Raw genomic sequence first — 23,468 nt, 5'->3', positions numbered from 1 at the left:
AGTCGATATATTACAAAAATCGCTTATATATTTTATGGCATCTTGCATCTTTCTCTCGAATGTAGTACATTAATTTTAGTTTAACAAAATGAAAGACGATGATAAGGAAAAGTAGTATATACTATAATCCAAAGCGAGTCAGGGGCGGTGAGAGCCTGATGAGGCGGTATATGTGAAGAACACCTTGGAGTTGCTAACCGAAATTGAATCTTGTATTCAAGAGTAGACTTAGACGGGAAGCCGGCCTGTTACAAACCGGGAAGTATGTATTACATACGAGTTAAAGTTGGTCTTTATGACAAATTGGGTGGTACCGCGAAGTTTAACCTTTCGTCCCTTTATGGATGAAAGGTTTTTTTGTATTTAAATATATCAGCAAAGGAGAATTTCACTATGGAAAACACATTAGTAAAAAGTCTGTATAGAGATACAGAAAAGTATGCAGGTCAAACAGTACAAGTATCAGGGTGGATTCGTAATTTACGTGATTCAAAAGCATTTGGTTTCATCGAATTAAACGACGGTAGCTTTTTCAAAAGCGTTCAAATCGTTTTCGATACAGAATTAGAGAACTTTAAAGAAATTGCAAAGCTTCCACTTAGCTCTTCAGTGAAAGTAGAAGGTAAAGTAATTGCAACGCCTGGAGCGAAGCAACCATTTGAAATTAAAGCAGAAAAAATTGATATCGAGGGCTTATCAGATTCTGATTACCCACTTCAAAAGAAGCGTCATACGTTTGAATACTTACGTACAATCGCTCACTTACGTCCAAGAACAAATGCATTCTCTGCAACGTTCCGCGTACGTTCTATCGCAGCATTTGCGATTCACCAGTTCTTCCAAGAGCGTGGATTCGTACATGTTCACACACCAATCATCACTGGTAGTGATACAGAAGGTGCTGGCGAAATGTTCCGCGTAACAACACAAGATTTAAACAACGTACCAAAAGGTGAAGACGGACAAGTTGATGAGTCAAAAGACTTCTTCGGTAAAGAAACAAACTTAACAGTAAGTGGACAGCTGAACGCTGAAGCGTATGCATTAGCATTCCGTGATGTATATACATTCGGACCTACATTCCGTGCAGAAAACTCAAACACAACTCGCCACGCTGCTGAGTTCTGGATGGTTGAGCCTGAGATTGCATTCGCTGAGTTAGGCGATGTAATGGATCTTACAGAAGATATGCTGAAATATGCAATGAAATATGTATTAGAGCATGCACCAGAAGAAATGGACTTCTTCAACAGCTTCGTTGATAAAACAGTTCTAGAGCGTATGAACAACGTGATTAACTCTGACTTCGGTCGCATCACATATACAGAAGCAATTAAAGTACTTCAAGAATCAGGTGCTGACTTCAAGTACCCAGTAGAATGGGGTATTGACTTACAAACAGAGCATGAAAGATACTTATCAGAAGAAATCTTCAAACGCCCTGTATTCGTAACTGACTACCCGAAAGACATTAAAGCGTTCTACATGCGTATGAATGAAGATGGAAAAACAGTAGCTGCTACTGACCTTCTAGTTCCTGGCATCGGCGAATTAATCGGCGGAAGTCAACGTGAAGAAAGAATGGACGTTTTAGTAGACAGAATTAAAGAATTAGGTATGAACGAAGAGGACTACTGGTGGTACTTAGAACTTAGAAAATACGGCGGTACAAAACACGCTGGATTCGGTCTAGGTTTCGAGCGCTTCCTAATGTACATCACTGGTATGGCTAACATCCGTGACGTAATTCCATTCCCAAGAACTCCAGGTTCTTCTGAGTTCTAAAATATGAAAAAAGCGAGAGGATTTCCTCTCGCTTTTTTGTTTGCATAGTTTATGACCCCGTAGCAAAAAGTAACGCGAAGGGGTGAGTATAAAATGAGTAAAAAAGTGAAAAAAGATCATTCAAGATCGAGCCTAGGTTCTCCGGAAGTAGAAGGACAAGGAACGACGACACATGAAACAGGTTCTCATAAGGTATCTTCATCTAATAAGAAGCAGAAACAAAGCTAACATAAAAAAGGAGAGTCTTAGGGGCTCTCCTTTTTATGTATTACATCTTGTTATCGTTAATCTCTTTTGTAATTTGATCTATGTCTTTGTCTAATCGATCTAAATAGAAAAACCATAGTAAACTCATGAACACGTGATAGATGGCCATAACGCTAAGGCTATCAGATATGTTTTCGAATGTGGATTTAGTAGTGAAGAAAGTGCCCCAAACAGTAGAAATAATGAAGTAAGAAAGTGGACCTACGAGATGTACGAAAACATATAATAACTTTTTCACTTTTACAGCGTTTATATAAATTCCCTCCTTTAAATTATTGAATGCAGGCTTTTCACTTAGTATCTGAATGTTTTCTCTAATTTTGAACTGTCTTTCGTGTGGATCGCCTAGTAAAATATTTAGAATCATTTGTAGAAGTAGAAATGGGAACCCTCTCTTATGTTGGGATAATCTGTATATAATAATTGTAACAAAGATGTAAGGATAGTAGTAGGTGAAACAAAAAACAGGAGTTTGTAGGCTCCTGTTTTTGTCGATACTATTTTAATAAGCGAAACGCCTTCTCCGTATTAGCGAAATGCAGTTTCACAAACTCGGGTAATCGTTCTTTACCAAGCTTTTGAATTAATTTAGCTGCAGCAATATCAACTTGTTTACCAGCACCTTTTGGAAGTGGCATACCAGCTTTTTTGCTTAGTTCGTCAAACTGTTTTACGAATGAGTAGCGAGCTAAAATAGAAGCAGCGGCTACTGCTAAATGGACGCTTTCACCTTTCGTCGCGAAATAAACATTTTCACGCTGTACCTGTTTTTGTTTTGCTAAATATTTATAGTATGTATCAGGTTGTGTGAATTGATCGATTAAGACGCCTTCAGGTTTTGTAGGTGCCATTTTACCTAATAAGTTTGTAATAGCTTTATTATGTAGCAAGGCTTTTAGCTTACCTTGGTTGTTTCCTTTATCAAATAGCTCGTTATATTTTTCATTATGAAGGACAAGAGAGCTGTAAGGAACAACATGTAGAAGTTGTTTCGCAATGGCAGTAATTTGATCGTCATTTAAGTTTTTAGAGTCTTTTACACCAAGTTCTTTTAGTAGTGGAATTTGCTTTGCATCTACATATACAGCAACGACTGTCATCGGTCCAAAGAAATCTCCCGTACCAACTTCATCAGACCCTACAATAGACATTGTACTGATGGAAGCAGGCGGTGCATAACGATGTGAATCGACAGTTTTTTTTACAGCTGTTTTGGGTGTTTGAGAGACAGTTTGCCAACGAGAAGCTTCTGCTTCAGCGCGGCCTCCTTGGAACATTACTTTTCCAGATTTATACGCTGTAATCGTGCAAGATGGTACCTTTGCCATGAAGATCCCGCCTTGCGGAGTTTTCGGGCTAAGCGAATGTTTATATTGTTGTTTCATGTCTTCAATTACTGTAGAATTTGTTTGAATTACGATAGAATTTGACATAATGGTCGCCCCTTTTTTTATATTGTTATTTTTATCATATCGGATTGTTCTTTCTGTTTCCATATTATGAAGGTTCATGGTATGATAAACTTTAGGATTCTGTACGTGATTGGAGGCCGGTGAGTTGTCACAACAAAAGGGAAAGAAAAGTCGAATTAATGTAGAAATCTATGGTCAACAATATTCAGTTGTTGGCGATGAAAGTACAAGTCATATCCGCATGGTAGCAGCGATTGTGGATGATAAAATGCGCGAACTCAATGCCAAGAATCCTTCGCTTGACACGAGTAGACTAGCGGTATTGACGGCGGTAAACGTCATACACGATTACATAAAATTAAAAGAAGAACATGAGAAATTGAAAGAAAGTATGACAAAAAAAGGAATGGAATAACATGATTGATATTATTATCATTTTACTGCTTGTTATGGGATTTTTCCTCGGCTTACGCAGAGGGTTTATTCTGCAACTTGTAAAGTTAACAAGCTTTATTATCGCATACCTTGTTGCATACTGGTACTGTAAAGATTTAGCGCCAGCACTTGCGAAATTTATTCCGTATCCATTTGATAAAAACGTATCTGTTCCAGAATGGATTGATGCAAATAATATTGAGACAGTATTTTATCAAGCGCTTGCGTTTATCATATTGTTTATTATCACTAAAATTGCACTTTCATTACTTGGTAATTTGTTAAATATGTTTGCAGAAATACCGGTTTTAAAGCAAGTAAATGCGTTTGCGGGGGCAATCCTCGGATTTTTAGAAGTATATATTATTTTGTTTGTCTTAATTATCATTGGAAACATACTTCCGATTGAACAAGTACAAACACCATTACAAAAATCATCAATTAGCAAAATAATTGTAGACGATACACCGATTCTATCTGAAAAGGTGAAGGAACTATGGCAGACAGGTAGCAGAGTATAACTTCTCTTTTTTCGGAAAGAGAAGTTTTTTCTATGAAAGAAAGGCGGGGCAATGATGAAAGTAAATAAAAAACAAGTTATCAAATTATTAGAGACAATCGGGCTTTTTATGGAACTAAAGGGTGCGAATCCATTTAAAATATCTGCATTTCGTAAAGCGGCAGCAGCATTAGAAAGTGACGATCGTAGTCTTTCTGAAATTGAAGATTTCACAAAGATTCCAGGCATCGGAAAAGGAACAGCAGCCGTTATTCAAGAATATATAGAATCGGGAACATCTGAAGTATTACAAGAACTTGAGAAAGAAGTACCAAGTAGCTTATTGCCGTTATTAAAACTACCAGGTCTTGGTGGTAAGAAGGTAGCTAAGTTATATAAAGAACTTGGTGTTGTTGATATGGAATCGCTAAAAGCTGTTTGTGAGGAAAATAAAGTACAGGCTTTAGCAGGTTTCGGTAAGAAGACAGAAGAGAAAATATTAGAAGCAATCGATCAAGTAGGCTCTCGTCCAGAGCGTTTACCAATTGCGATGGTATTGCCTATTGCCGGGGAAATAGAGGAGAAATTGTCGAATATTGCTGAAGTAATTCGTTTCTCTCGCGCTGGTAGCTTACGCCGCGCGAGAGAAACAGTGAAAGATTTAGATTTTATCATTGCAACGACAGAACCAGCAGCGGTACGTGAGCATTTACTACAATTCGATAATATGATTGAAGTAATCGCAAGTGGAGATACAAAAGTTTCTGTCCGTCTTCAATATGAATATGATATTTCAATTGATTTTCGTTTAGTAAAACCAGAAGAGTTTATTACAACTCTTCACCATTTCACAGGATCAAAAGACCATAACGTAAAAATGCGTCAAATCGCAAAAGATAAAGGCGAGAAAATTAGTGAGTACGGTGTAGAAAACTTGGAAACAGGTGAAGTGAAAACATTTGAGAATGAAGAAGACTTCTTCGCTCATTTCGGTCTGCCATTTATTCCGCCAGAAGTGCGTGAAGATGGAAAAGAAATTGAATTAATTAAAGAGTATCCGAACTTAATTCAGTTTTCCGATATACAAGGTGATTTACATATGCATACAACTTGGAGTGACGGTGCTTTTTCTATTGAAGAAATGGTACAAGCGTGCCGTGCTCGTGGATATAAGTTTATGGCGATTACTGATCACTCGCAATATTTGAAAGTAGCGAATGGTTTAACGAAAGAGCGTCTTCGTGAGCAAGCGAAAGAAATTGAACGTATGAATGAAAAGTATCCAGACATTACAATTTTACGCGGAATTGAAATGGACATTTTACCAGATGCCTCGCTTGATTTTGATGATGAAGTATTAGAAGAATTAGACTATGTCATTGGAGCGATCCACTCTAGCTTCTCACAAGACCGTGAAACGATTATGAAACGTCTGCGTACTGCACTTGAGAATAAACATGTCACAATGATTGCTCATCCGACAGGACGTCTTCTCGGGCGCCGTGAGGGTTATGATGTAGATACAGATTTATTAATTGAACTCGCAAAAGAGACAAATACAGTTTTAGAATTAAATGCGAATCCGAACCGTCTAGATTTAAGCGCGAAATTATTAAAACAAGCACAAGATGCTGGTGTAAAAGTAGCGATTAATACGGATGCTCATACACTTGAAATGTTAGAAGATATGGAAACAGGTGTAGCTGCAGCACGTAAAGGTTGGATTCAAAAAGATAACGTGATTAACACGTGGGATATTGAACGTTTATTAGACTATATTAAACGTAATAAGTAACACAAGGGGGACCTGCAACATGTTAGAAAGAACGTTGCGTGTATTAGAATACAATAAAGTAAAAGAACAATTACTTGAACATACAGCCTCTTCACTTGGCCGTGATAAAGTGAAGCATTTAGTGCCGAGCACTGATTTTGAAGAAATTGTAGAAATGCAAGATACAACGGATGAAGCAGCGAAAGTCATTCGTTTAAAAGGTAGTGCACCATTAGGTGGCATTACGGATATTCGTTCAAATGTGAAGCGTGCAAAGATTGGAAGCATGTTAAGCCCGAATGAACTACTTGATATTGCGAATACGATGTATGGTAGTCGCAATATGAAACGTTTCATTGAAGATATGGTTGATAATGGTGTCGAGCTTCCGATTTTAGAAACTCATGTCGCTCAAATTGTATCTTTATATGATTTAGAAAAGAAAATTACAAATTGCATCGGTGATGGCGGTGAAGTAGTCGATAGCGCGAGTGATAAACTGCGTGGTATTCGTACTCAAATTCGTACTGCGGAAAGTCGTATTCGTGAAAAGTTAGAAAATATGACGCGTTCTTCAAACGCGCAAAAGATGCTGTCTGACTCGATTGTAACGATTCGTAACGAACGTTACGTAATCCCAGTAAAACAAGAATACCGCGGCGTATATGGTGGTATTGTTCACGATCAATCTGCTTCTGGACAAACGTTATTTATTGAACCGCAAGTCATTGTAGAATTAAATAATGCACTACAAGAAGCACGAGTGAAAGAAAAACAAGAAATTGAACGTATATTATTAATGTTAACAGAAGAAGTGGCAGTAGAAGCTGATATCGTTTTATCAAACGTAGAAGTAGTTGCAAATCTTGATTTCATCTTTGCGAAAGCTTTTTATGCGAAGCGAATTAAAGCAACGAAACCAATCGTAAATAACGAGCGTTATATGGATTTAAGACAAGCTCGTCATCCGCTAATCGATCCAGAAATTATTGTGCCAAATAACATTATGCTAGGTAAAGATTTCACGACAATTGTTATTACAGGACCGAATACAGGTGGTAAAACAGTTACGCTGAAAACAGTTGGTATTTGTGTATTAATGGCGCAATCTGGTCTTCACATTCCAGTAATGGATGAGTCAGAGATTTGTGTATTTAAAAACATCTTTGCTGATATTGGTGATGAGCAGTCGATTGAACAAAGCTTAAGTACGTTCTCCTCACATATGGTGAACATTGTAGATATTTTAGAAAAAGCTGATTTTGAAAGCTTAGTTTTATTTGATGAATTAGGTGCTGGAACAGACCCGCAAGAAGGTGCTGCACTAGCAATTTCGATTTTAGATGAAGTATGTAACCGCGGTGCTCGTGTTGTTGCTACGACGCATTACCCAGAATTAAAAGCATACGGATACAACCGTGAGCAAGTTATTAATGCGAGTGTTGAGTTTGATGTAAATACATTAAGTCCAACTTATAAATTATTAATCGGTGTACCAGGTCGCAGTAACGCCTTTGAAATTTCAAAGCGCCTTGGATTATCTGATCGCGTTATTGATCAAGCACGTAACCACATTAGTACAGATACAAATAAAATTGAAAATATGATTGCGAAGTTAGAAGAAAGCCAGAAGAACGCAGAGCGTGACTGGAACGAAGCAGAGGCACTTCGCAAACAATCTGAGAAACTTCATCGTGAGTTGCAACGTCAAATTATTGAGTTTAACGATGAGCGTGATGAAAAATTATTAAAAGCGCAAAAAGAAGGGGAAGAAAAAGTCGAAGCTGCGAAGAAAGAAGCAGAAGGTATTATTCAAGAACTTCGTCAATTGCGTAAAGCACAGCTTGTAAATGTGAAAGATCATGAGCTTATTGAAGCGAAGAGCCGTCTAGAAGGCACAGCGCCAGAGCTTGTGAAGAAACAAAAAGTAAACGTAAAAAACACTGCGCCGAAACAACAGTTACGGGCAGGTGATGAAGTAAAAGTATTAACGTTCGGTCAAAAGGGTCAATTACTTGAAAAAGTAAGTGATACAGAGTGGAGCGTACAAATCGGTATTTTGAAGATGAAAGTAAAAGAATCTAACATGGAATACATTAACACACCGAAGCAAACAGAGAAAAAAGCAGTCGCAAGTGTGAAGGGTAGAGATTACCACGTTTCATTGGAACTTGATCTTCGCGGTGAACGTTATGAAGATGCAATGATGCGCGTTGAAAAATATTTAGACGATGCCCAGCTTGCAAGTTATCCTCGTGTATCAATCATTCACGGTAAAGGAACAGGAGCGCTTCGCCAAGGTGTACAAGATTACTTGAAGAAGCACCGCGGCGTGAAGAATTACCGTTACGGTGACATGGGCGAGGGAGGCCTAGGCGTAACAGTTGTCGAATTAAAATAGCAAACAACGAAACAAAGGGGAAACCATTATATGTTTATGGACAAACTTGCAAAAGTATTGTTAGCTTGTTGTGGAATATTTTTGGTGATTGGGGTTATTTATTTAGTTGTTTTTGCGAATTGAAAAAGCGTCAATCGTGGCATAATGATATTGCCATAGATTGACGCTTTTAATATATGTGAAAAGGAATAAAACATGAAAATCAACCAATACATAAGCGAAGCAAAATCCTGCTCAAGACGTGAAACAGATCGCCTCATTAAAGCTGGACGCGTGGCTATTAACGGCGAAATATGTACGCACGGTGCACTCGTGAGCGATGGTGATGTAGTAACGATTGATGGGCAGGTTATTGCAAAAAAAGAGAAAGAGAAGGTGTATATAGCCTTTCATAAGCCGGTCGGAATTACTTGTACAGCAGCCGATCATATTGAAGATAATATTATTGATTATATCAATTATCCAGAGCGAATCTTTCCAGTTGGGCGATTAGATAAAGCATCAGAAGGACTTATCTTATTAACGAATGACGGTACGATTGCGAATCAAATTTTACATGGTGATCATGAGCACGAGAAAGAATATGTTGTCACAGTCGATAAACCTTTTACGGACTGGTTTATTAATGAGATGTCCAGCGGTGTAAAGATTAAAGATGGTATGACGAAGCCGTGTAAAGTGACGAGAGTCGATCAATCAACATTTCGTATCATTTTAACGCAAGGGATGAACAGGCAAATTCGTAGAATGAGCCGTGCTTTCGGGTTTACTGTAATAAAGCTAAAGCGAGTACGCATTATGAATATAGAGCTAAATGAGCTTGAAGTAGGAAAGTGGAGGAGCGTTACATCGGAGGAATTAGACATTCTAATAGATCAGTTATAGGGAGGAAAAGTTTTCTCCCAATATTTTTTTGTCAGAAAAAATAAAACTATTGATTTTTTAAAAAATAGCCCATATAATAAAAAACAACAAGTTTCGACAAGATATTTTATAAAAGTAATGATGAGGACATGAGTTGTATTTTACGATTCTCAGAGAGGGGAGCCTTAGGCTGTGAGCTTCCTAATACGAAAAGACAAGCTTACCACCTCTAAACTTCAAGAGTGAACTGCATGCATGATGCATTGTAATTCTTGGCGGATAAAACCGTTATCAATTTACACGAGCTATAAAATGAGCTTATTTCGTTATAAATTCATTTTATTAGAATAAGGGTGGAACCACGATTTCAACACTCGTCCCTTTGTTAGGGACGGGTGTTTTTTGCGTTCTTTTACGGGGAAGTGTGCTTGAAAGAGGATATGTGACGGATTCCTTTTCAGAATATTTTGTAAATTAATTATTTTAGGAGGTTAGTAGAAATGAAATCATCTTTAAAGTTTTCAGAGATGTTTGCAATAAGTTTAATGTTATTTGCACTGTTTTTTGGTGCAGGTAATATGATTTTTCCACCAGCGTTAGGGCAAGGTGCTGGAACGGACGTATGGATCGCGCTGTTTGGTTTTATTGTAACAGGCGTTGGACTACCTTTATTAGGCGTAATTGTTATAGCTTTAAAGGGAGATATTAATGAGCTAGCAGGACGTGTACATCCTATATTCGCACTTGTTTTTATCACTGCCATTTATTTATGTTTAGGCGTATTCGTAAGTGTGCCGCGTACAGGAACAGTAGCTTATGAGATGAGTGTTGCACCGTTTTTACCAAGTGAGATAGCAGGTCAGTCATATCCACTTGTTATCTTTACACTTATTTTCTTTGCAGTAACTTTCTATTTAGCTTTAAATCCTTCGAAATTAGTGGGGCGTATTGGTAAAGTGCTAACTCCAATATTATTAGCTGTTATTGCAATTATCGTAGGTAAAGCACTTATTACACCAATTGGAGAATTTGGTGCACCGACAGAAGTGTATAGTGCTCCTCTCTTCAAAGGATTTATTGATGGATATTTAACTTTAGATGGACTTGCAGCACTTGTATTCGGAAATGTTGTAATTCATGCGTTAAAAGAAAAAGGCATTACAAATAAAAATAGTATTGCAAAAGTAACAATCTTTGCAGGATTTATTGCAGCGCTTGGTCTACTACTTGTGTATTTAGCGCTTGCTTATCTTGGAGCTTCTAGTGTGTCACTTGGAATGGGCGCAAACGGAGGAATTATTTTAACAAATGTGGTGAATCATTTATTTGGCAGTTACGGAACTTTATTACTAGGGATCGCAATTACAGCAGCATGTTTAACAACTTCTGTAGGTATTGTTGCAGCTTGTGGTGATTACTTCTCTTCCTTATTACCAAAGCTTTCTTATCAAAAAGTCGTTTTCATTTTCTGTGTATTAGCATTTATGGTAGCAAATCTTGGGTTAACTCAGTTAAATGCATTAGCATTACCAATCTTAATCGCTATTTATCCAATTGGAATCGTACTTATCGTATTATCACTTGTTGAAAACTACGTTCGTCTTCCATTAGCGATGTATGTGGGGGGGATTGTAGGAGCATTTGCAATCAGTTTCTTTGATGGATTACACAATGCAAACCTTCAAATTGCAGCGCTAGCACCTATTTTAGATAAGATTCCATTATATAGTGTAGGAATTGGTTGGTTAGTTCCAGGCATAATCGGTATAGGATTTGGTTATATAGTTTCTAAGTTTCAAAAGCAGGAAATTGCTGTAGAAAAATAGAGAAAAGAGGCTTTCTATAATAGAAAGTCTCTTTTTTTGTAGAAAAAGCCATATATAGAGAAATTCAGATATTAAAAATTTTATACGTAATATAGTTGACAAAAAAATTATGAGTAGGCTAAGATTGACTTAGTTGTGGAAATATTGGAAGGGAAGTGAGGGATAAGGGGTTTCTATAACTATAGTGTTGTTATGGGAAGAGGTGAAAGAAGAGGCGAAGAGATAGTTTATTTTTTTTGATTTATATTGAGAATGATAATCAATAAAAAAGTTTTATAATTTTTTCTCAGTTTCTATGCCTTTGTATAAGGAATAGGGTGAGATATTATTTTTAATATTCAATGAGAATGATAATCAATAATACTTATGTTACATAAAAGAATGCTAATTAAATAATAGGTAAAAGAGATTATTTTTTTCTTATAAATTGAGAATAATTATCATTTTCAAAAAGTGAAATGAAAGATAACCAAGGAGGAAACAAGAAAAATGAAAAAGGTTTCTGTATTACCCGCTTTTATTATAACGTTCGTATGTATGCTAGCTTTTCTTGTAATGCCATACGGAAATGCTTCAGCAAAACTAGCTGATGGTACTTACGATATTAATTACGTAATTCAAAAAGCGGAAAATGATTCAGCTTCAATGGCAAATGACTATTTTGAAAAGCCAGCAAAATTAGTAGTGAAAAACGGTGAGATGAGAGTACAAGTTCCGATGAATCATAGTGCTTGGATTACAGAATTTAAAGCACCAGAGAACGGGGATTTTGTTGATGCGAAAGTTGTTAGTAAAGATGAATCGGCAGATAAAAGAACAGTAGAGTTTAAAGTAGATGATTTATCCAAACCGGCAGCTGTAAAAATTCATGTTGTTGTACCAAATGCAAACTATGACCACCACTACACAATTCGTTTTGCTTTTGATGCAAATGTAAAAGCTGTAGGTGGCGATAACGGCATAGCTGCTACTACAAAAAATAATGATCAAGCGAAAACAGATACACAAGTAAAAGAAGAGAAAACAAAAGTAGAGAGTAAGGAAACAGCTAAAGAAGTGAACAAAGAAACAAAAAATGAAAATGGAAAAGCTGAAAAAACAGATAATCCAAAAACAGGCGATGAAGCACGTATTGGATTGTTTGCAGTGTTAATTCTTATTTCAGGTGCTTTCTTAATTCGTAAAGTGAAGTTGAGTAAATAAATCTTTTGAAGGGTGATGAATATATGTTTAAACAATTTAAAATGATTATTGCCGTATTTGCTGTTTTATTTACGTTTATCGCAACACTAGGTTTACAAGATGCAAAGGCTGCTACAAAACTAGCTGATGGAAAATATAATATTGCTTTTACTGTATGGAAAGGCGATAAAGATGAATCGTCTAGAATGAATAGTTATTTTGAAAGCCCAGCAACATTAACAGTTAAAAATGGAAAACAATATGTTTCATTTAAAGTGAAAGATAGTGCTTCTATTAAAAGTTTCCAAGTAGAAAAAGGTGGTCAATTTGTAGAAACAACCGTGTTAAGTGAAAACAAAAAAGATAATACTAGAGTTGTAGAATTTGAAGTTGCTGACTTGTCAAAAAAACTAAATGGCAAGGTGAAAATTAATATTCCAATTATTAATTATAATGCTTCGTATGATATTCGCTTTGTATTTGATGGGAATAGTATTAAATAATTTTCAAAAGGGAGAGTCGTTCCATTGAACAGGTATACAAAAATTATTGTTGCTATGTTTTTAATGATATTTACATTCGTATCAACATTACAACCACTTGCAGTTCAAGCAGCTACCAAGTTGGCTGACGGTGAATATTCAATTGGCTTCAAAGTTTTAAAAGATACATCAGATGAAGAATCAATGATGAATCAATATTCAGTAAGCCCGGGAACTTTAAAAGTGAAGGATGGGAAAAAGAAAGTATCCTTTACATTAACAAATAGTTCATGGATTACGAAGTTTGAAACAGAAAAAGCAGGTAAGCTAGTTGCGACAAATGTAATTAGTGAAGATAAAGAAAAAGATACAAGAGTAGTAGAATTTGATGTAGAAGATGTAGAGAAGGTATTAAATGCAAAAGTAAAAGTAGATATTGATTTTTTAAATTATCATCATGAGTACGACGTTCGTATTGCATTTGATCAAAATAGCATTACACCAATTCATGTAGAAAAACCAAATGAAAAAGAGGACCCAGCTAATAAGCCAGATCCAAATGAAACTACCGATCCAGGTCAGAAGCCCGACCAAAAGCCTGACCCAGATCAACAACCAAATTCTAACACAATTACAGATGGTGCGTACAGCATTCCATTTAAAGTGTTAAAAGATCAAACAGATGAAGAATCTAAGATGAATACTTACATGGTAAATCCAGGAGTATTAAAAGTAGAAAACGGTAAGAAAAAAGCAATTGTAACACTAAAAAGTAGCTCATTAATTAAAAATTTCCAAACGGAAAAAGATGGCGTATTTGTTGATGCAAAAGTAGTGAGTGAGGATAAGGAAAAAGATACAAGAGTAGTAGAGTTTGAAGTAAACGATTTATCTAAAAAACTAAATACAAAAGTATTTATCGAAATGGCATCAAGAAATTATAAGCAAACGCATGATGTACAACTTTTATTTGAACAAGATAAACTTGAACAAATTAAAAATGAAGAGAAAAAACCAGAAGTAGAAAAACCGGAAGCAGAAAAACCAGATGAAAATAAAAAACCAGATGCTGAAACAATTAAAGATGGTGAATACAGCATCAATTTTAAAGCGTTAAAAGATCAAACAGACGAAATTTCAATGATGAACACATATACAAAAAGTCCAGGTGTGCTAAAAGTAAAAGATGGTAAGAAGTATGTATCATTTACGTTAACGAACAGTTCTTGGATTACAAAATTTGAATTTGAGAAAAATGGTTCGTTTGTTGATGCAAATGTAATAAGTGAAGATAAAAAAGCTGATACACGCGTAGTGGAAGTAGAAGTGCCAGATTTATCGAAAAAGTTAAATGCAAAAGTAAAAGTAGATATCGATTCAATGAATTATCACCATTTTTACGATATTCAATTTGCATTTGATAAAGGTAGCATTAAGCCGTTAGATAACCAAGGTGGAAACGACAATCAAGGCGGAAACAACAACCAAGGTGGAAATAACAACCAAGGCGGAAACAACAACCAAGGTGGAAACGACAATCAAGGCGGAAATAACAACCAAGGCGGAAACAACAACCAAGGTGGAAACGACAATCAAGGTGGAAACAATAACCAAGATAATAACACAACAATTGATCCAAAAGCTCTTAAAGATGGTGAATACAGCATTGGCTTTAAAGTGTTAAAAGATCAAACAGATGAAATCTCAATGATGAACACATACACAAAAAGCCCAGGTGTATTAAAAGTAAAAGATGGTAAGAAATACGTATCGTTTACATTAACAAATAGTACATGGATTACGAAATTTGAATTTGAGAAGAATGGTTCTTTCGTTAATGCAAAAGTGTTAAGTGAAAATAAAGAACAAAATACAAGAGTAGTAGAAGTAGAAGTAAACGATTTGTCTAAAAAATTAAATGCAAAAGTAAAAGTAGATATTGATTCAATGAATTATCACCATTTCTACGATGTTCAATTTGTATTTGATCAAGACAGTATTAAAGCTTTAGGGAACCAAGGTGGAAACGACAACCAAGGCGGAAACGACAACCAAGGCGGAAACGACAACCAAGGCGGAAACGACAACCAAGGTGGAAACGACAACCAAGGTGGAAACAACAACCAAGGTGGAAACAACAACCAAGGTGGAAATAATAACCCGAGAGTAATAGTTGATCCGAAAAATTTAGTAGATGGCCAATATGATATTACATTTAAAGTATTAAAAGATAAAACAGATGAAATTTCAAAGATGCATGACTATGTTGTAAATCCAGCGAAATTAATCGTAAAAGATGGTAAAAAATACATTGAGATGACGCTGAAAAATAGTGCGTGGATTACGAAATTCCAAACGGAAAACAAGGAACTATTCGCTGATGCGAAAGTAGTAAGCGAAGATAAAAATGCAAATACGCGAGTAGTACAGTTTGAAGTAGAAGATCTATTTAAAAAATTAAACGCAAAAGTAAAGGTAGACATCGATGAGATGAACTATCATCATTTCTACGATGTACAAATTCAATTTGATACAAATAATATCGGCGCGTTAGGAACTATTAAAGAGGAACCGAAGAATGAACCGGAAAATCCAGTGACTACACCGAAAGTAGATAATGTAAAAACAGTAGGTACTCCTGATTTTAACCGAAATGCAGATGGTCAGAAGAAAAAAGAAGATACAAAAAATGATTCAAAAAAAGAGAAAAACTCAAAAACTGCAGATACAGCACAACTTGGTTTATATATGGTGTTACTGCTAGGTTCACTTGCTTTACTAGTTCGTAAATATAGAGCAGGTAGATTGTAATTTTTGGAGTCTTGATGCATGTTCGCGTGCATCAAGACTTGTTTCATATTGTATGGAAGGGAGTGGTGATTGAGAGTGAAGAAAATCGTAAGTGTACTAATGGCTATCATTTTGTTAATGAGTATAGCCGGGTGCTCGTCACCAAAAAAAGAAACAGCAAAGCAGGTAAAGAGTGAGAGTAAAGAGCGCGTTGTTGCAACAACAGTGGCTGTTACTGAAATTATGGATGCGTTAGAAGTAGATTTAGTCGGTGTTCCAACAAGTTCTAAAACTTTACCGAAGCGATATAAAGGTTTACCTGAAGTTGGGAATCCAATGAGTCCAGATATGGAAAAGGTAAAGTCATTAAAGCCTTCAGAAGTGTTATCTGTGACAACACTTGAATACGAATTAAAGCCGGTTTTTGATGGTGTGGGTATGAAAGCAAACTTTTTAGATTTAACGAGTTTAAAAAATATGCAAAGTTCTATTAGCGATTTAGGTAAGAAATATGGACGTGAAAAACAGGCTGAAGCAGTAGTAACTAAGTTAGATAAAAAGGTTGCTAGCATTCAAAAGGAAGTAAAAGGAAAGAAAGAACCGACAGTGCTTATTTTATTAGGTGTGCCGGGAAGTTATTTAGTAGCAACAGAGCATTCTTATATTGGAGATTTAGTAAAACAATTAGGTGGTAAAAATATTGTGCAAGGTGAACAAGTAGAATATTTAGCTTCTAATACAGAGTATTTAAAGAAAGCTGATCCAGATATTATTTTACGAGCAGCTCATGGTATGCCTGATGAGGTTGTAAAAATGTTTGATAAAGAATTTAAAACAAATGATATTTGGAAACACTTTGCTGCGGTTAAAAATAACCGTGTTTATGATTTAGAAGAGCGTTTATTTGGAACGACAGGCAATTTAGCAGCAATTGAAGCTTTAGATGAATTGAAAAAAATGATGTATCCGTGATGCATTTTAATATAAAGGAAGAGTAGAATGAATAAAAAAACTTGGAGTTTCCTCATTGTTACTGCATTGCTCATTGTTATGACATCATTGTCAGCGATGAAAGGGAGTTTAGAAGTAGGTATTGTTGAACTTGTACAAGGGATATTTATAGGTGGAAATGAAGATGTTGAAGTCATTAAAGATTTACGTTTCCCTCGTATTATTATTGCGCTGTTCACTGGAGCGGCTCTTGCTGTTTCAGGGGTGCTTTTTCAAGCTGTTATGAAGAATCCACTCGCTGATGCTGGGGTAATCGGTATATCTTCAGGAGCAAGTTTTATGACACTCGTTATTATTACTTTGTTCCCGCAATTCTTTTTCTGGACCCCCGTATTCGCCTTTTTAGGTGGTGCGCTTGCGTGTTATCTCGTTTATTCGTTTTCATGGAAGTCAGGGTTAAGCCCACTTCGCATTATTTTAATTGGTATTGCCATTAATGCGATGTTTACTGGATTAAATGAATCATTCGTTACGATTTGTGGGTATTTTATTAAAAGTATTAAGCAAACGACGACTTCTAACATAACAATGAAGACGTGGGGCGATGTAGAAATAATGGTGACTTATGGAACGATTGGTCTTATTCTTGCTCTGTTCGTAGGAGCTTGGTGTAACTTATTATCGCTACAAGATAAGACTGCGAAAAACTTAGGCTTGCACGTGACGAGAGTTCGTCTTATTATTTCTGCCATTGCAGTACTCTTAGCGGCAGTATCAACAGCGATTGCAGGTGTTATTGCTTTTGTAGGATTACTAGTTCCGCATATTTCAAGACAATTGGTCGGTTCAGACCATAAAGTATTAATTCCATTTTCTGCTCTTGCAGGGGCGTTATTAATTTTGACGGCGGATACGATTGGAAGGTTAATTGTGCCACCTAATGAAATTCCAGCAGCAACAATTATGGCGGTTATTGGTGGTCCATTCTTAATATTCTTGCTTAGAAAGAGTGATAAAGTTCATGGAAATTAAAAATGTAACCTTTTCATATGATAACGTAACAAATCGTTTAAAGTCTGTTAGTAGTGAAATAGAAATTGGGAAAATTACAACAATCATTGGCCCGAATGGATGCGGGAAATCAACATTACTTAGTGTCATGTCTAGAAATCACGTTCCTAGCAGTGGAGAAGTAATACTTGATGGGAAAGCGATTAGTGAATATAAACCGAAAGAGTTTGCTAGAAAGCTAGCAGTTGTCCACCAACAAAATGAGGCTCCAGCAGATATTACAGTGGAAAAGCTAATAAGCTTTGGGCGTATGCCATATAAAAATATTTTCTCTCCGCAAACAGATGAAGATAGAGAAGCGATAGAGCGTGCACTAGTATGTACGAATTTACAAAGTAAGCGTGATAAGCCAATCTATGCTTTATCCGGTGGAGAGAGGCAGCGAGTTTGGATCGCAATGACATTAGCTCAAAATACACCAATGCTTTTCTTAGATGAACCGACAACCTATTTAGATATTTACTATCAGCTAGAAATATTAGAATTAGTGAAAGAGTTAAATGAAGTGTATGGATTAACGATTGTAATGGTATTACATGATATTAATCAAGCCATTCGTTATAGCGACCATATTATCGTTATGAAAGATGGAGAGATCATTACGAAAGGTAATCCTAATGATGTAATAACAGAAGAGATGGTTAAAGCAATATATGGTGTAGATGTCATTGTAAAACAGGATGAAGATACTGGATTGTATATGGTACCTATGGGAATCTAAAGGCTGAGTATAATCCGTTTTGAGGTGATAATTTGAATAGCAAGAACGGACGGAAAAAGAATTCTTTTTTTCAACGCATACTTACAATTGCGTTTTTAGGAATCTTTTTCTATTCAATGTATGAGTTGGGTGGGATTTTCATGGATTATTATGAAAATCGTAAAGTAATGGCTGAGGCACAACATATTTATAAAAGAAGTCCAATGGAAGAAAAATCGGAAGACGGAGAGGTACGTAAACAGTTTCAGGATCTCCAGAAAATTAATCCAGAGATAGTCGGATGGATTACGATGGATGATACACAAATTAATTATCCAATCGTTCAAGCAAAAGATAATGATTACTATTTATTTCGTAATTATAAAGGTGAAGATATGAGAGCGGGAAGCATTTTTATGGACCATCGTAATGATGTGAAATCTCAAAATCGAAATACGATTTTATATGGCCATCGTATGAAAGACGGTTCTATGTTTGGTAGTTTAAAAAAAATGTTGGATGAAGACTTTTTCATGTCCCATCGTAAATTATATTACGATACATTATTTGAAGGATACGACGTTGAAGTTTTTTCAGTATATACGACAACAACGGACTTTTATTACATTGAAACGGATTTTGAAAATGATGCAGTATATACATCGTTCTTAAAGGAAGTTCAAGAAAAATCACTGTACAAAACGGATACGGAATTGACGGCTAATGATGAAATCGTAACACTTTCTACTTGTGACTATGCGCTTGATCCAGAGGCTGGAAGGCTAGTTATACACGCAAAGTTAGTAAAAAGAAATTAAAGAAAAAAGTATAGAATATGAGAAGTGATAGATAACGCTTCTCATATTCTATACTTTAAAAAAGAACTGTTTTTACTGTGCTGCAGCCATTGGCATACGTACAACTTTTACATCATAGTAAGCAATTTTATTATCAAGAATATATTCTGGCATTCCACCTTGATGTGAGTGAGCATCTTTAAATGCGGCGCTCTTTGTCCAACCTTGGAAATCTTCTTTTGCATTCCATCGAGTGCTAATTGTTACCTCATCATAATCAACTGTATTTTGCGTTAAAAGAACTTCTAGACCTAAAAAGCCTGGCATCGTTTCAACTTTACCTACTTTATTAAAACGCTCAATTAATTTATGTCCATTTCCCTTTGTAATTTTAGCTGTATTTGTAACAATAATCATGTTTATTCCTCCTATAAATGTAGCTATATTTTCAAGAACTCATATACATTAAATGATAATGAAAATCATTATCATTGTCAATGGTAAATGTGAAATATATAATTTTTTTCTATTATTTTGGACAGTGAGATTTCCATTTCAAAACGTAGTAAATATGTGGCGGTTAAGTGCGAGAATGAGCGAGTTGTACTAGCAAAGCAATAATATGGTATAGTGAAACGAGGCTGTTTTTTCAGGCTCGTTTTTTAAATGCTTCCTATAGAGAAAGCATGCAAATGGAAAGGAAGTTATTATATGCGATCAGAAGTAACTATAAAAATAAAACCGAAATTTATAAAAGAAATTAAAAGTGGATATCCACTTATTTTAAAAGATGCAATTCAAAATTTAAACGATGTTCGTGAAGAAGGGACAATCATCAAAGTAGTAGATGAGAAGAACAACTTTGTCGGAAAAGGTTATTATGGAAAACAAAATAAAGGATACGGCTGGATTTTAACGAGAAAAGAGAGTGAACAAATTAATCAATCTTTCTTTGAAAGTAAAATCAAATCTGCCTTACATAAACGAAAACAATTTTATAAATCAAGTGATACGACAGCATTCCGCGCCCTAAACGGTGAAGGTGATGGTCTTGGCGGACTAATTATCGATTATTATGACGGCTACTACGTAGTAAGTTGGTATAGTGAAGGGATTTATACTTTCAGAGATGAGATTATAGCAGCTCTGCAAAAAGTAGCAAACTTTAAAGGCATTTATGAGAAGAAGCGTTTTGATACGAAAGGGAAATATATTGAGGGTGATGATTTCGTAGCAGGAGAGCGCGGTGAGTTCCCGCTTATCGTAAAAGAGAACGGTGTGAACTTCGCTGTTTATTTAAATGACGGGGCAATGGTTGGTGTATTTTTAGATCAACGTAACGTTCGAAAACAAATTCGTGATAAATATGCAAAGGGAAGAACAGTGTTAAATATGTTCTCTTATACAGGTGCTTTCTCTGTATTTGCAGCGCTTGGCGGAGCGAGTAAAACGACGAGTGTTGACCTTGCAAATCGTAGTTTAAGTAAAACGATTGAGCAGTTTAGTGTCAATGAAGTTGATTATGAAGCACAAGATATTATTGTAGAAGATGTATTTCTTTACTTCAAATATGCAGCTAAGAAAAAGATGAAATTTGATATGGTCGTACTTGATCCTCCAAGCTTCGCCCGATCAAAAAAATATACATTTAGTGCAGCAAAAGATTATAAAAATTTATTGAAAGAAACAATTGCTATTACAGAAAATAACGGTATTATCGTTGCTTCTACAAATTGTAGTGCATTCGATATGAAAAAGTTTAAAGGCTTTATCGATACAGCCTTTAAAGAAATGAATGGCAAATATAAAATATTAGAAGAACATTCTTTACCAGAAGATTTCCGTACCATTGATCAATTTAAAGAAGGAGACTATTTAAAAGTAGTTTTCATCGAGAAAATTAAAGGTTAATAAAGAAAAAGGAGCTCGAGTTTACTTGAGCTCCTTTTCTTATTGAACGATATTTTGTACTCTACCGACTTGCCCGCCCTGCAATCGCACTTTAATGCCATGTGGATGGGAAGGGGAGTTTGTTAAAATATCTTTTACAATGCCACGTGTTAATTTGCCTGTTCGTTGATCTTGTTTTAATACAATATCAACTTCAAGACCGGGTGCGATATTAGAACGTTTTTGTCCGTTCATTTACACACCTGTACGTCTACGTTGGTTGTTTGTCTTCTTTGTTTGTTGGTTTTGTAATTTTTTCGTTTCTTGGTTTTGATTTTTTGTATTTTGACCATTTCCATTTCCTTGCTTTTTCTTAGCAAGTTGTTCACGCATTAAATCAGCTAAGCTTACTTTTTTGTTTTCTGACATGATAAGTCTCCTTTATATAAAGTTAATTATGAACAATCGTAGTGAATTTCATCATATCATTGTTAAGGAAGGAAGGGAAGTTGGTTTGAAAATTCATATAACTGTTTCCAGCATTCATTCGTTGCGATACAATTGATATGTTAATGTTTGTAAAAAAAGGGGATAGACATATGTCACATCATATTTTATTAGTTGAAGATGATATTTCAATTCAAGAGATGGTGGAAAAATATTTATTAAAGGAAGGCTTTCAAGTTACGATGGCGTCTGACGGGGAAGCAGGGGTGCAAACCTTTTTTAAATCATCTTTTGATTTAGTGATCCTTGATATAATGATGCCGAAGTTAGACGGATTAGAGGTTGTACGTATTATTCGTGAAAAAAGTGCTGTTCCGATTTTAATGATGTCGGCAAAAGATACAGATGTTGATAAAGCTGTTGGCTTAGGACTTGGAGCAGATGATTACATTTGTAAGCCATTTTCTATGATTGAATTGGCTGCACGTGTAAAAGCAGGGATTCGGCGGTCTACGAAATACTCGGCTACAGAAACAACAGAAAAGATGATTCAGATTGGCGATTTAACAATCGATCCAATTAATTTTACTGTAGAAAAAAACGGGAACCCTCTCAAGCTCACTTTAAAAGAATTTGAGATTTTAAAACTGTTCGTAAAAAATCAAAATCGTGTATTTACAAAAGCGCAAATATATACGTTAGTTTGGAATGAAGAGTATTACGGTGATGATAACGTTATTAATGTTCATATGAGAAGATTGCGTGAGAAAATTGAAAGTGATCCATCTAATCCAGAATATATTAAAACGTTATGGGGCATCGGCTATAAGTTGGAAGTGATGTAATATGGTCAATTTGTTAATAGGTATTATTTTTATATTGTTATGTGTCATTTATATGCAATATAAAATGAGAAAAAATAGTAGTAAAAATTTACGATACACATATGAAAAGTTAGAAAGTATTGTAAATGACAAAACAGGCGAGACGTTACTCGTTATGACAGATGATCTAGAATTGCAAAAATTATTAGTGGCAATTAATCAATTATTAGATGCAAAACAGAAAACGAATGCAGATCATGCCAAAGTAGAAATTTCGATGAGAAAAATGCTTTCAAATATTTCGCATGACTTGAAAACACCACTAACAGTTATTCTTGGATATACAGAAATGTTAAATAAGGATAAAACGATAAGTGAAGAAGAACAACAAATATTACTTGAAAAAGTGCATACGAAAACATTAGAAGTGATGGAGCTAATTCATAAGTTTTTTGATTTGGCAAAATTAGAATCTGGTGACAAAGCAATTGAAATGACAAAAGTAAATATGAATGAAGTTTGCCGCGAGAAGATTTTATCTTTTTATGATTTAGTGACGACGAAAGGTTTTCAGGTTCATATTGATATACCAGAAAGAAATATATACGCACTTGGAAATGTAGAAGTATTAGGCAGAGTATTGAATAATTTAATATCAAATGCAATTACATATGGAGATGATGGAAAGACACTCGGTATGACTTTAAGAGATGATGAAACGAGTGTGTATATAGACGTATGGGATAAAGGAAAAGGAATTGATGAATCTCATATTGATAAAGTGTTTGAGCGAATGTACACACTTGAAGATTCAAGAAATAGATCGTACCAAGGAAGCGGTCTAGGATTAACGATTACGAAACGGCTTGTGGAAGCGATGGACGGAGAAATACATCTTTCTAGTAAGCCCTATGAAAAAACAATTTTTACAGTTGTATTAAAAAAGATGCTGTTTTAGCTTGTAGAGAAGTAAATTCTACAAGCTTTTTTTCAGCGTAAGGAATTTGTAAGGAACGGGTAAGAAAAAAGAGATTTCTGTTGTCTATTATAGAAATATAGAGTATTGCGAAA

23 protein-coding genes and 2 other annotated features are annotated in these 23,468 nt (G+C 35.4%); of the genes, 18 read left to right on the top strand and 5 right to left on the bottom strand.

What is annotated here, in order from left to right; genetic code table 11:
- Window positions 1–89: 89 nt before the first annotated feature.
- Window positions 90–341, top strand: a binding site (T-box leader).
- 52 nt (window positions 342–393) lie between these two features.
- Window positions 394–1,785 (top strand): asparagine--tRNA ligase, encoded by a 1,392-nt coding sequence (gene asnS / locus DN403_RS13550; protein ID WP_000432189.1) that lies wholly within the window; start codon window positions 394–396, stop codon window positions 1,783–1,785.
- A gap of 93 nt (window positions 1,786–1,878) precedes the next feature.
- Window positions 1,879–2,013 (top strand): YuzL family protein, encoded by a 135-nt coding sequence (locus DN403_RS13545; RefSeq protein WP_000039593.1) that lies wholly within the window; start codon window positions 1,879–1,881, stop codon window positions 2,011–2,013.
- Window positions 2,014–2,053: 40 nt separating this feature from the next.
- Here the strand turns inward: DN403_RS13545 and DN403_RS13540 are convergent, their stop codons facing one another.
- Complete coding sequence (locus tag DN403_RS13540) at window positions 2,054–2,305, bottom strand: hypothetical protein (protein ID WP_033668924.1); 252 nt, start codon at window positions 2,303–2,305, stop codon at window positions 2,054–2,056.
- A 244-nt stretch (window positions 2,306–2,549) separates the two neighbouring features.
- Entirely contained in the window at window positions 2,550–3,485 is a 936-nt protein-coding gene (rnhC, locus tag DN403_RS13535; RefSeq protein WP_000071595.1) for a ribonuclease HIII, read from the bottom strand.
- Between the two features lie 124 nt (window positions 3,486–3,609).
- Between rnhC and zapA the strand changes: the two genes are divergently transcribed.
- The 13 genes from zapA to srtB all read left to right on the top strand — a co-directional run bounded on the left by zapA (window position 3,610) and on the right by srtB (window position 19,257).
- On the top strand, window positions 3,610–3,879 hold the full coding sequence (zapA, locus tag DN403_RS13530; RefSeq protein WP_000082701.1) for a cell division protein ZapA: 270 nt from the start codon (window positions 3,610–3,612) through the stop codon (window positions 3,877–3,879).
- Between the two features lies 1 nt (window position 3,880).
- Complete coding sequence (locus tag DN403_RS13525) at window positions 3,881–4,420, top strand: CvpA family protein (protein ID WP_000565409.1); 540 nt, start codon at window positions 3,881–3,883, stop codon at window positions 4,418–4,420.
- A gap of 54 nt (window positions 4,421–4,474) precedes the next feature.
- A complete protein-coding gene (gene polX / locus DN403_RS13520) occupies window positions 4,475–6,193 on the top strand; it encodes a DNA polymerase/3'-5' exonuclease PolX (protein WP_000867523.1) in 1,719 nt (572 codons plus the stop codon).
- A gap of 19 nt (window positions 6,194–6,212) precedes the next feature.
- On the top strand, window positions 6,213–8,573 hold the full coding sequence (locus DN403_RS13515) for an endonuclease MutS2 (RefSeq protein WP_000893725.1): 2,361 nt from the start codon (window positions 6,213–6,215) through the stop codon (window positions 8,571–8,573).
- A gap of 195 nt (window positions 8,574–8,768) precedes the next feature.
- Window positions 8,769–9,458 (top strand): 23S rRNA pseudouridine(2604) synthase RluF, encoded by a 690-nt coding sequence (locus DN403_RS13510; RefSeq protein ID WP_000700744.1) that lies wholly within the window; start codon window positions 8,769–8,771, stop codon window positions 9,456–9,458.
- A 108-nt stretch (window positions 9,459–9,566) separates the two neighbouring features.
- Window positions 9,567–9,822: a binding site (T-box leader), on the top strand.
- 115 nt (window positions 9,823–9,937) lie between these two features.
- Window positions 9,938–11,263 carry a branched-chain amino acid transport system II carrier protein BrnQ6 gene (gene brnQ6, locus DN403_RS13505; RefSeq protein WP_000842652.1) on the top strand — a complete coding sequence of 442 codons (1,326 nt, stop codon included), beginning with the start codon at window positions 9,938–9,940 and terminating at the stop codon, window positions 11,261–11,263.
- A gap of 489 nt (window positions 11,264–11,752) precedes the next feature.
- Entirely contained in the window at window positions 11,753–12,466 is a 714-nt protein-coding gene (isdC, locus tag DN403_RS13500; protein WP_000757957.1) for a heme uptake protein IsdC, read from the top strand.
- A 23-nt stretch (window positions 12,467–12,489) separates the two neighbouring features.
- Entirely contained in the window at window positions 12,490–12,948 is a 459-nt protein-coding gene (locus DN403_RS13495) for an NEAT domain-containing protein (RefSeq protein WP_000476166.1), read from the top strand.
- 24 nt (window positions 12,949–12,972) lie between these two features.
- Window positions 12,973–15,738, top strand: a complete 2,766-nt coding sequence (locus tag DN403_RS13490; RefSeq protein WP_149185533.1) for an NEAT domain-containing protein — start codon at window positions 12,973–12,975, stop codon at window positions 15,736–15,738.
- A gap of 69 nt (window positions 15,739–15,807) precedes the next feature.
- Window positions 15,808–16,689 carry a heme ABC transporter substrate-binding protein IsdE gene (isdE, locus tag DN403_RS13485; protein ID WP_001264109.1) on the top strand — a complete coding sequence of 294 codons (882 nt, stop codon included), beginning with the start codon at window positions 15,808–15,810 and terminating at the stop codon, window positions 16,687–16,689.
- A 27-nt stretch (window positions 16,690–16,716) separates the two neighbouring features.
- Entirely contained in the window at window positions 16,717–17,700 is a 984-nt protein-coding gene (locus DN403_RS13480) for a FecCD family ABC transporter permease (RefSeq protein ID WP_001036829.1), read from the top strand.
- Window positions 17,690–18,460, top strand: coding sequence for an ABC transporter ATP-binding protein (locus DN403_RS13475; RefSeq protein ID WP_000403765.1), 771 nt, complete (start codon window positions 17,690–17,692; stop codon window positions 18,458–18,460). Before DN403_RS13480 ends, DN403_RS13475 begins: the two co-directional genes overlap by 11 nt.
- 32 nt (window positions 18,461–18,492) lie before the next feature.
- Window positions 18,493–19,257 (top strand): class B sortase, encoded by a 765-nt coding sequence (gene srtB, locus DN403_RS13470; protein ID WP_002162479.1) that lies wholly within the window; start codon window positions 18,493–18,495, stop codon window positions 19,255–19,257.
- Between the two features lie 72 nt (window positions 19,258–19,329).
- Here srtB and isdG read toward each other — a convergent pair whose 3' ends face one another.
- Window positions 19,330–19,653, bottom strand: coding sequence for a heme oxygenase (isdG, locus tag DN403_RS13465; RefSeq protein WP_000587818.1), 324 nt, complete (start codon window positions 19,651–19,653; stop codon window positions 19,330–19,332).
- 294 nt (window positions 19,654–19,947) lie between these two features.
- On the opposite strand from isdG, the gene DN403_RS13460 reads away from it, so the two are divergent.
- Window positions 19,948–21,147: a class I SAM-dependent rRNA methyltransferase gene (locus tag DN403_RS13460; RefSeq protein WP_001255945.1), complete on the top strand. Its 1,200-nt coding sequence runs from the start codon at window positions 19,948–19,950 to the stop codon at window positions 21,145–21,147.
- A gap of 39 nt (window positions 21,148–21,186) precedes the next feature.
- Here DN403_RS13460 and DN403_RS13455 read toward each other — a convergent pair whose 3' ends face one another.
- Both DN403_RS13455 and DN403_RS31135 read right to left on the bottom strand, forming a co-directional pair.
- On the bottom strand, window positions 21,187–21,381 hold the full coding sequence (locus DN403_RS13455; RefSeq protein ID WP_133963700.1) for a YwbE family protein: 195 nt from the start codon (window positions 21,379–21,381) through the stop codon (window positions 21,187–21,189).
- Window positions 21,382–21,555 carry a hypothetical protein gene (locus DN403_RS31135; RefSeq protein ID WP_017763636.1) on the bottom strand — a complete coding sequence of 58 codons (174 nt, stop codon included), beginning with the start codon at window positions 21,553–21,555 and terminating at the stop codon, window positions 21,382–21,384.
- Window positions 21,556–21,725: 170 nt separating this feature from the next.
- Here DN403_RS31135 and DN403_RS13450 point away from each other — a divergent pair, with 170 nt between their 5' ends.
- Both DN403_RS13450 and DN403_RS13445 read left to right on the top strand, forming a co-directional pair.
- Window positions 21,726–22,418, top strand: coding sequence for a response regulator transcription factor (locus tag DN403_RS13450; protein ID WP_000018046.1), 693 nt, complete (start codon window positions 21,726–21,728; stop codon window positions 22,416–22,418).
- A 1-nt stretch (window position 22,419) separates the two neighbouring features.
- Window positions 22,420–23,355 carry a HAMP domain-containing histidine kinase gene (locus DN403_RS13445; RefSeq protein WP_000247674.1) on the top strand — a complete coding sequence of 312 codons (936 nt, stop codon included), beginning with the start codon at window positions 22,420–22,422 and terminating at the stop codon, window positions 23,353–23,355.
- Window positions 23,356–23,468: the final 113 nt, after the last annotated feature.

Source organism: Bacillus sp. AY2-1 (assembly GCF_008368965.1).
GTDB lineage: Bacteria > Bacillota > Bacilli > Bacillales > Bacillaceae_G > Bacillus_A > Bacillus_A thuringiensis_S.
The sequence above is the reverse complement of the archived record's forward strand: the minus strand, read 5'-3'. Positions and strand labels throughout refer to the sequence as shown.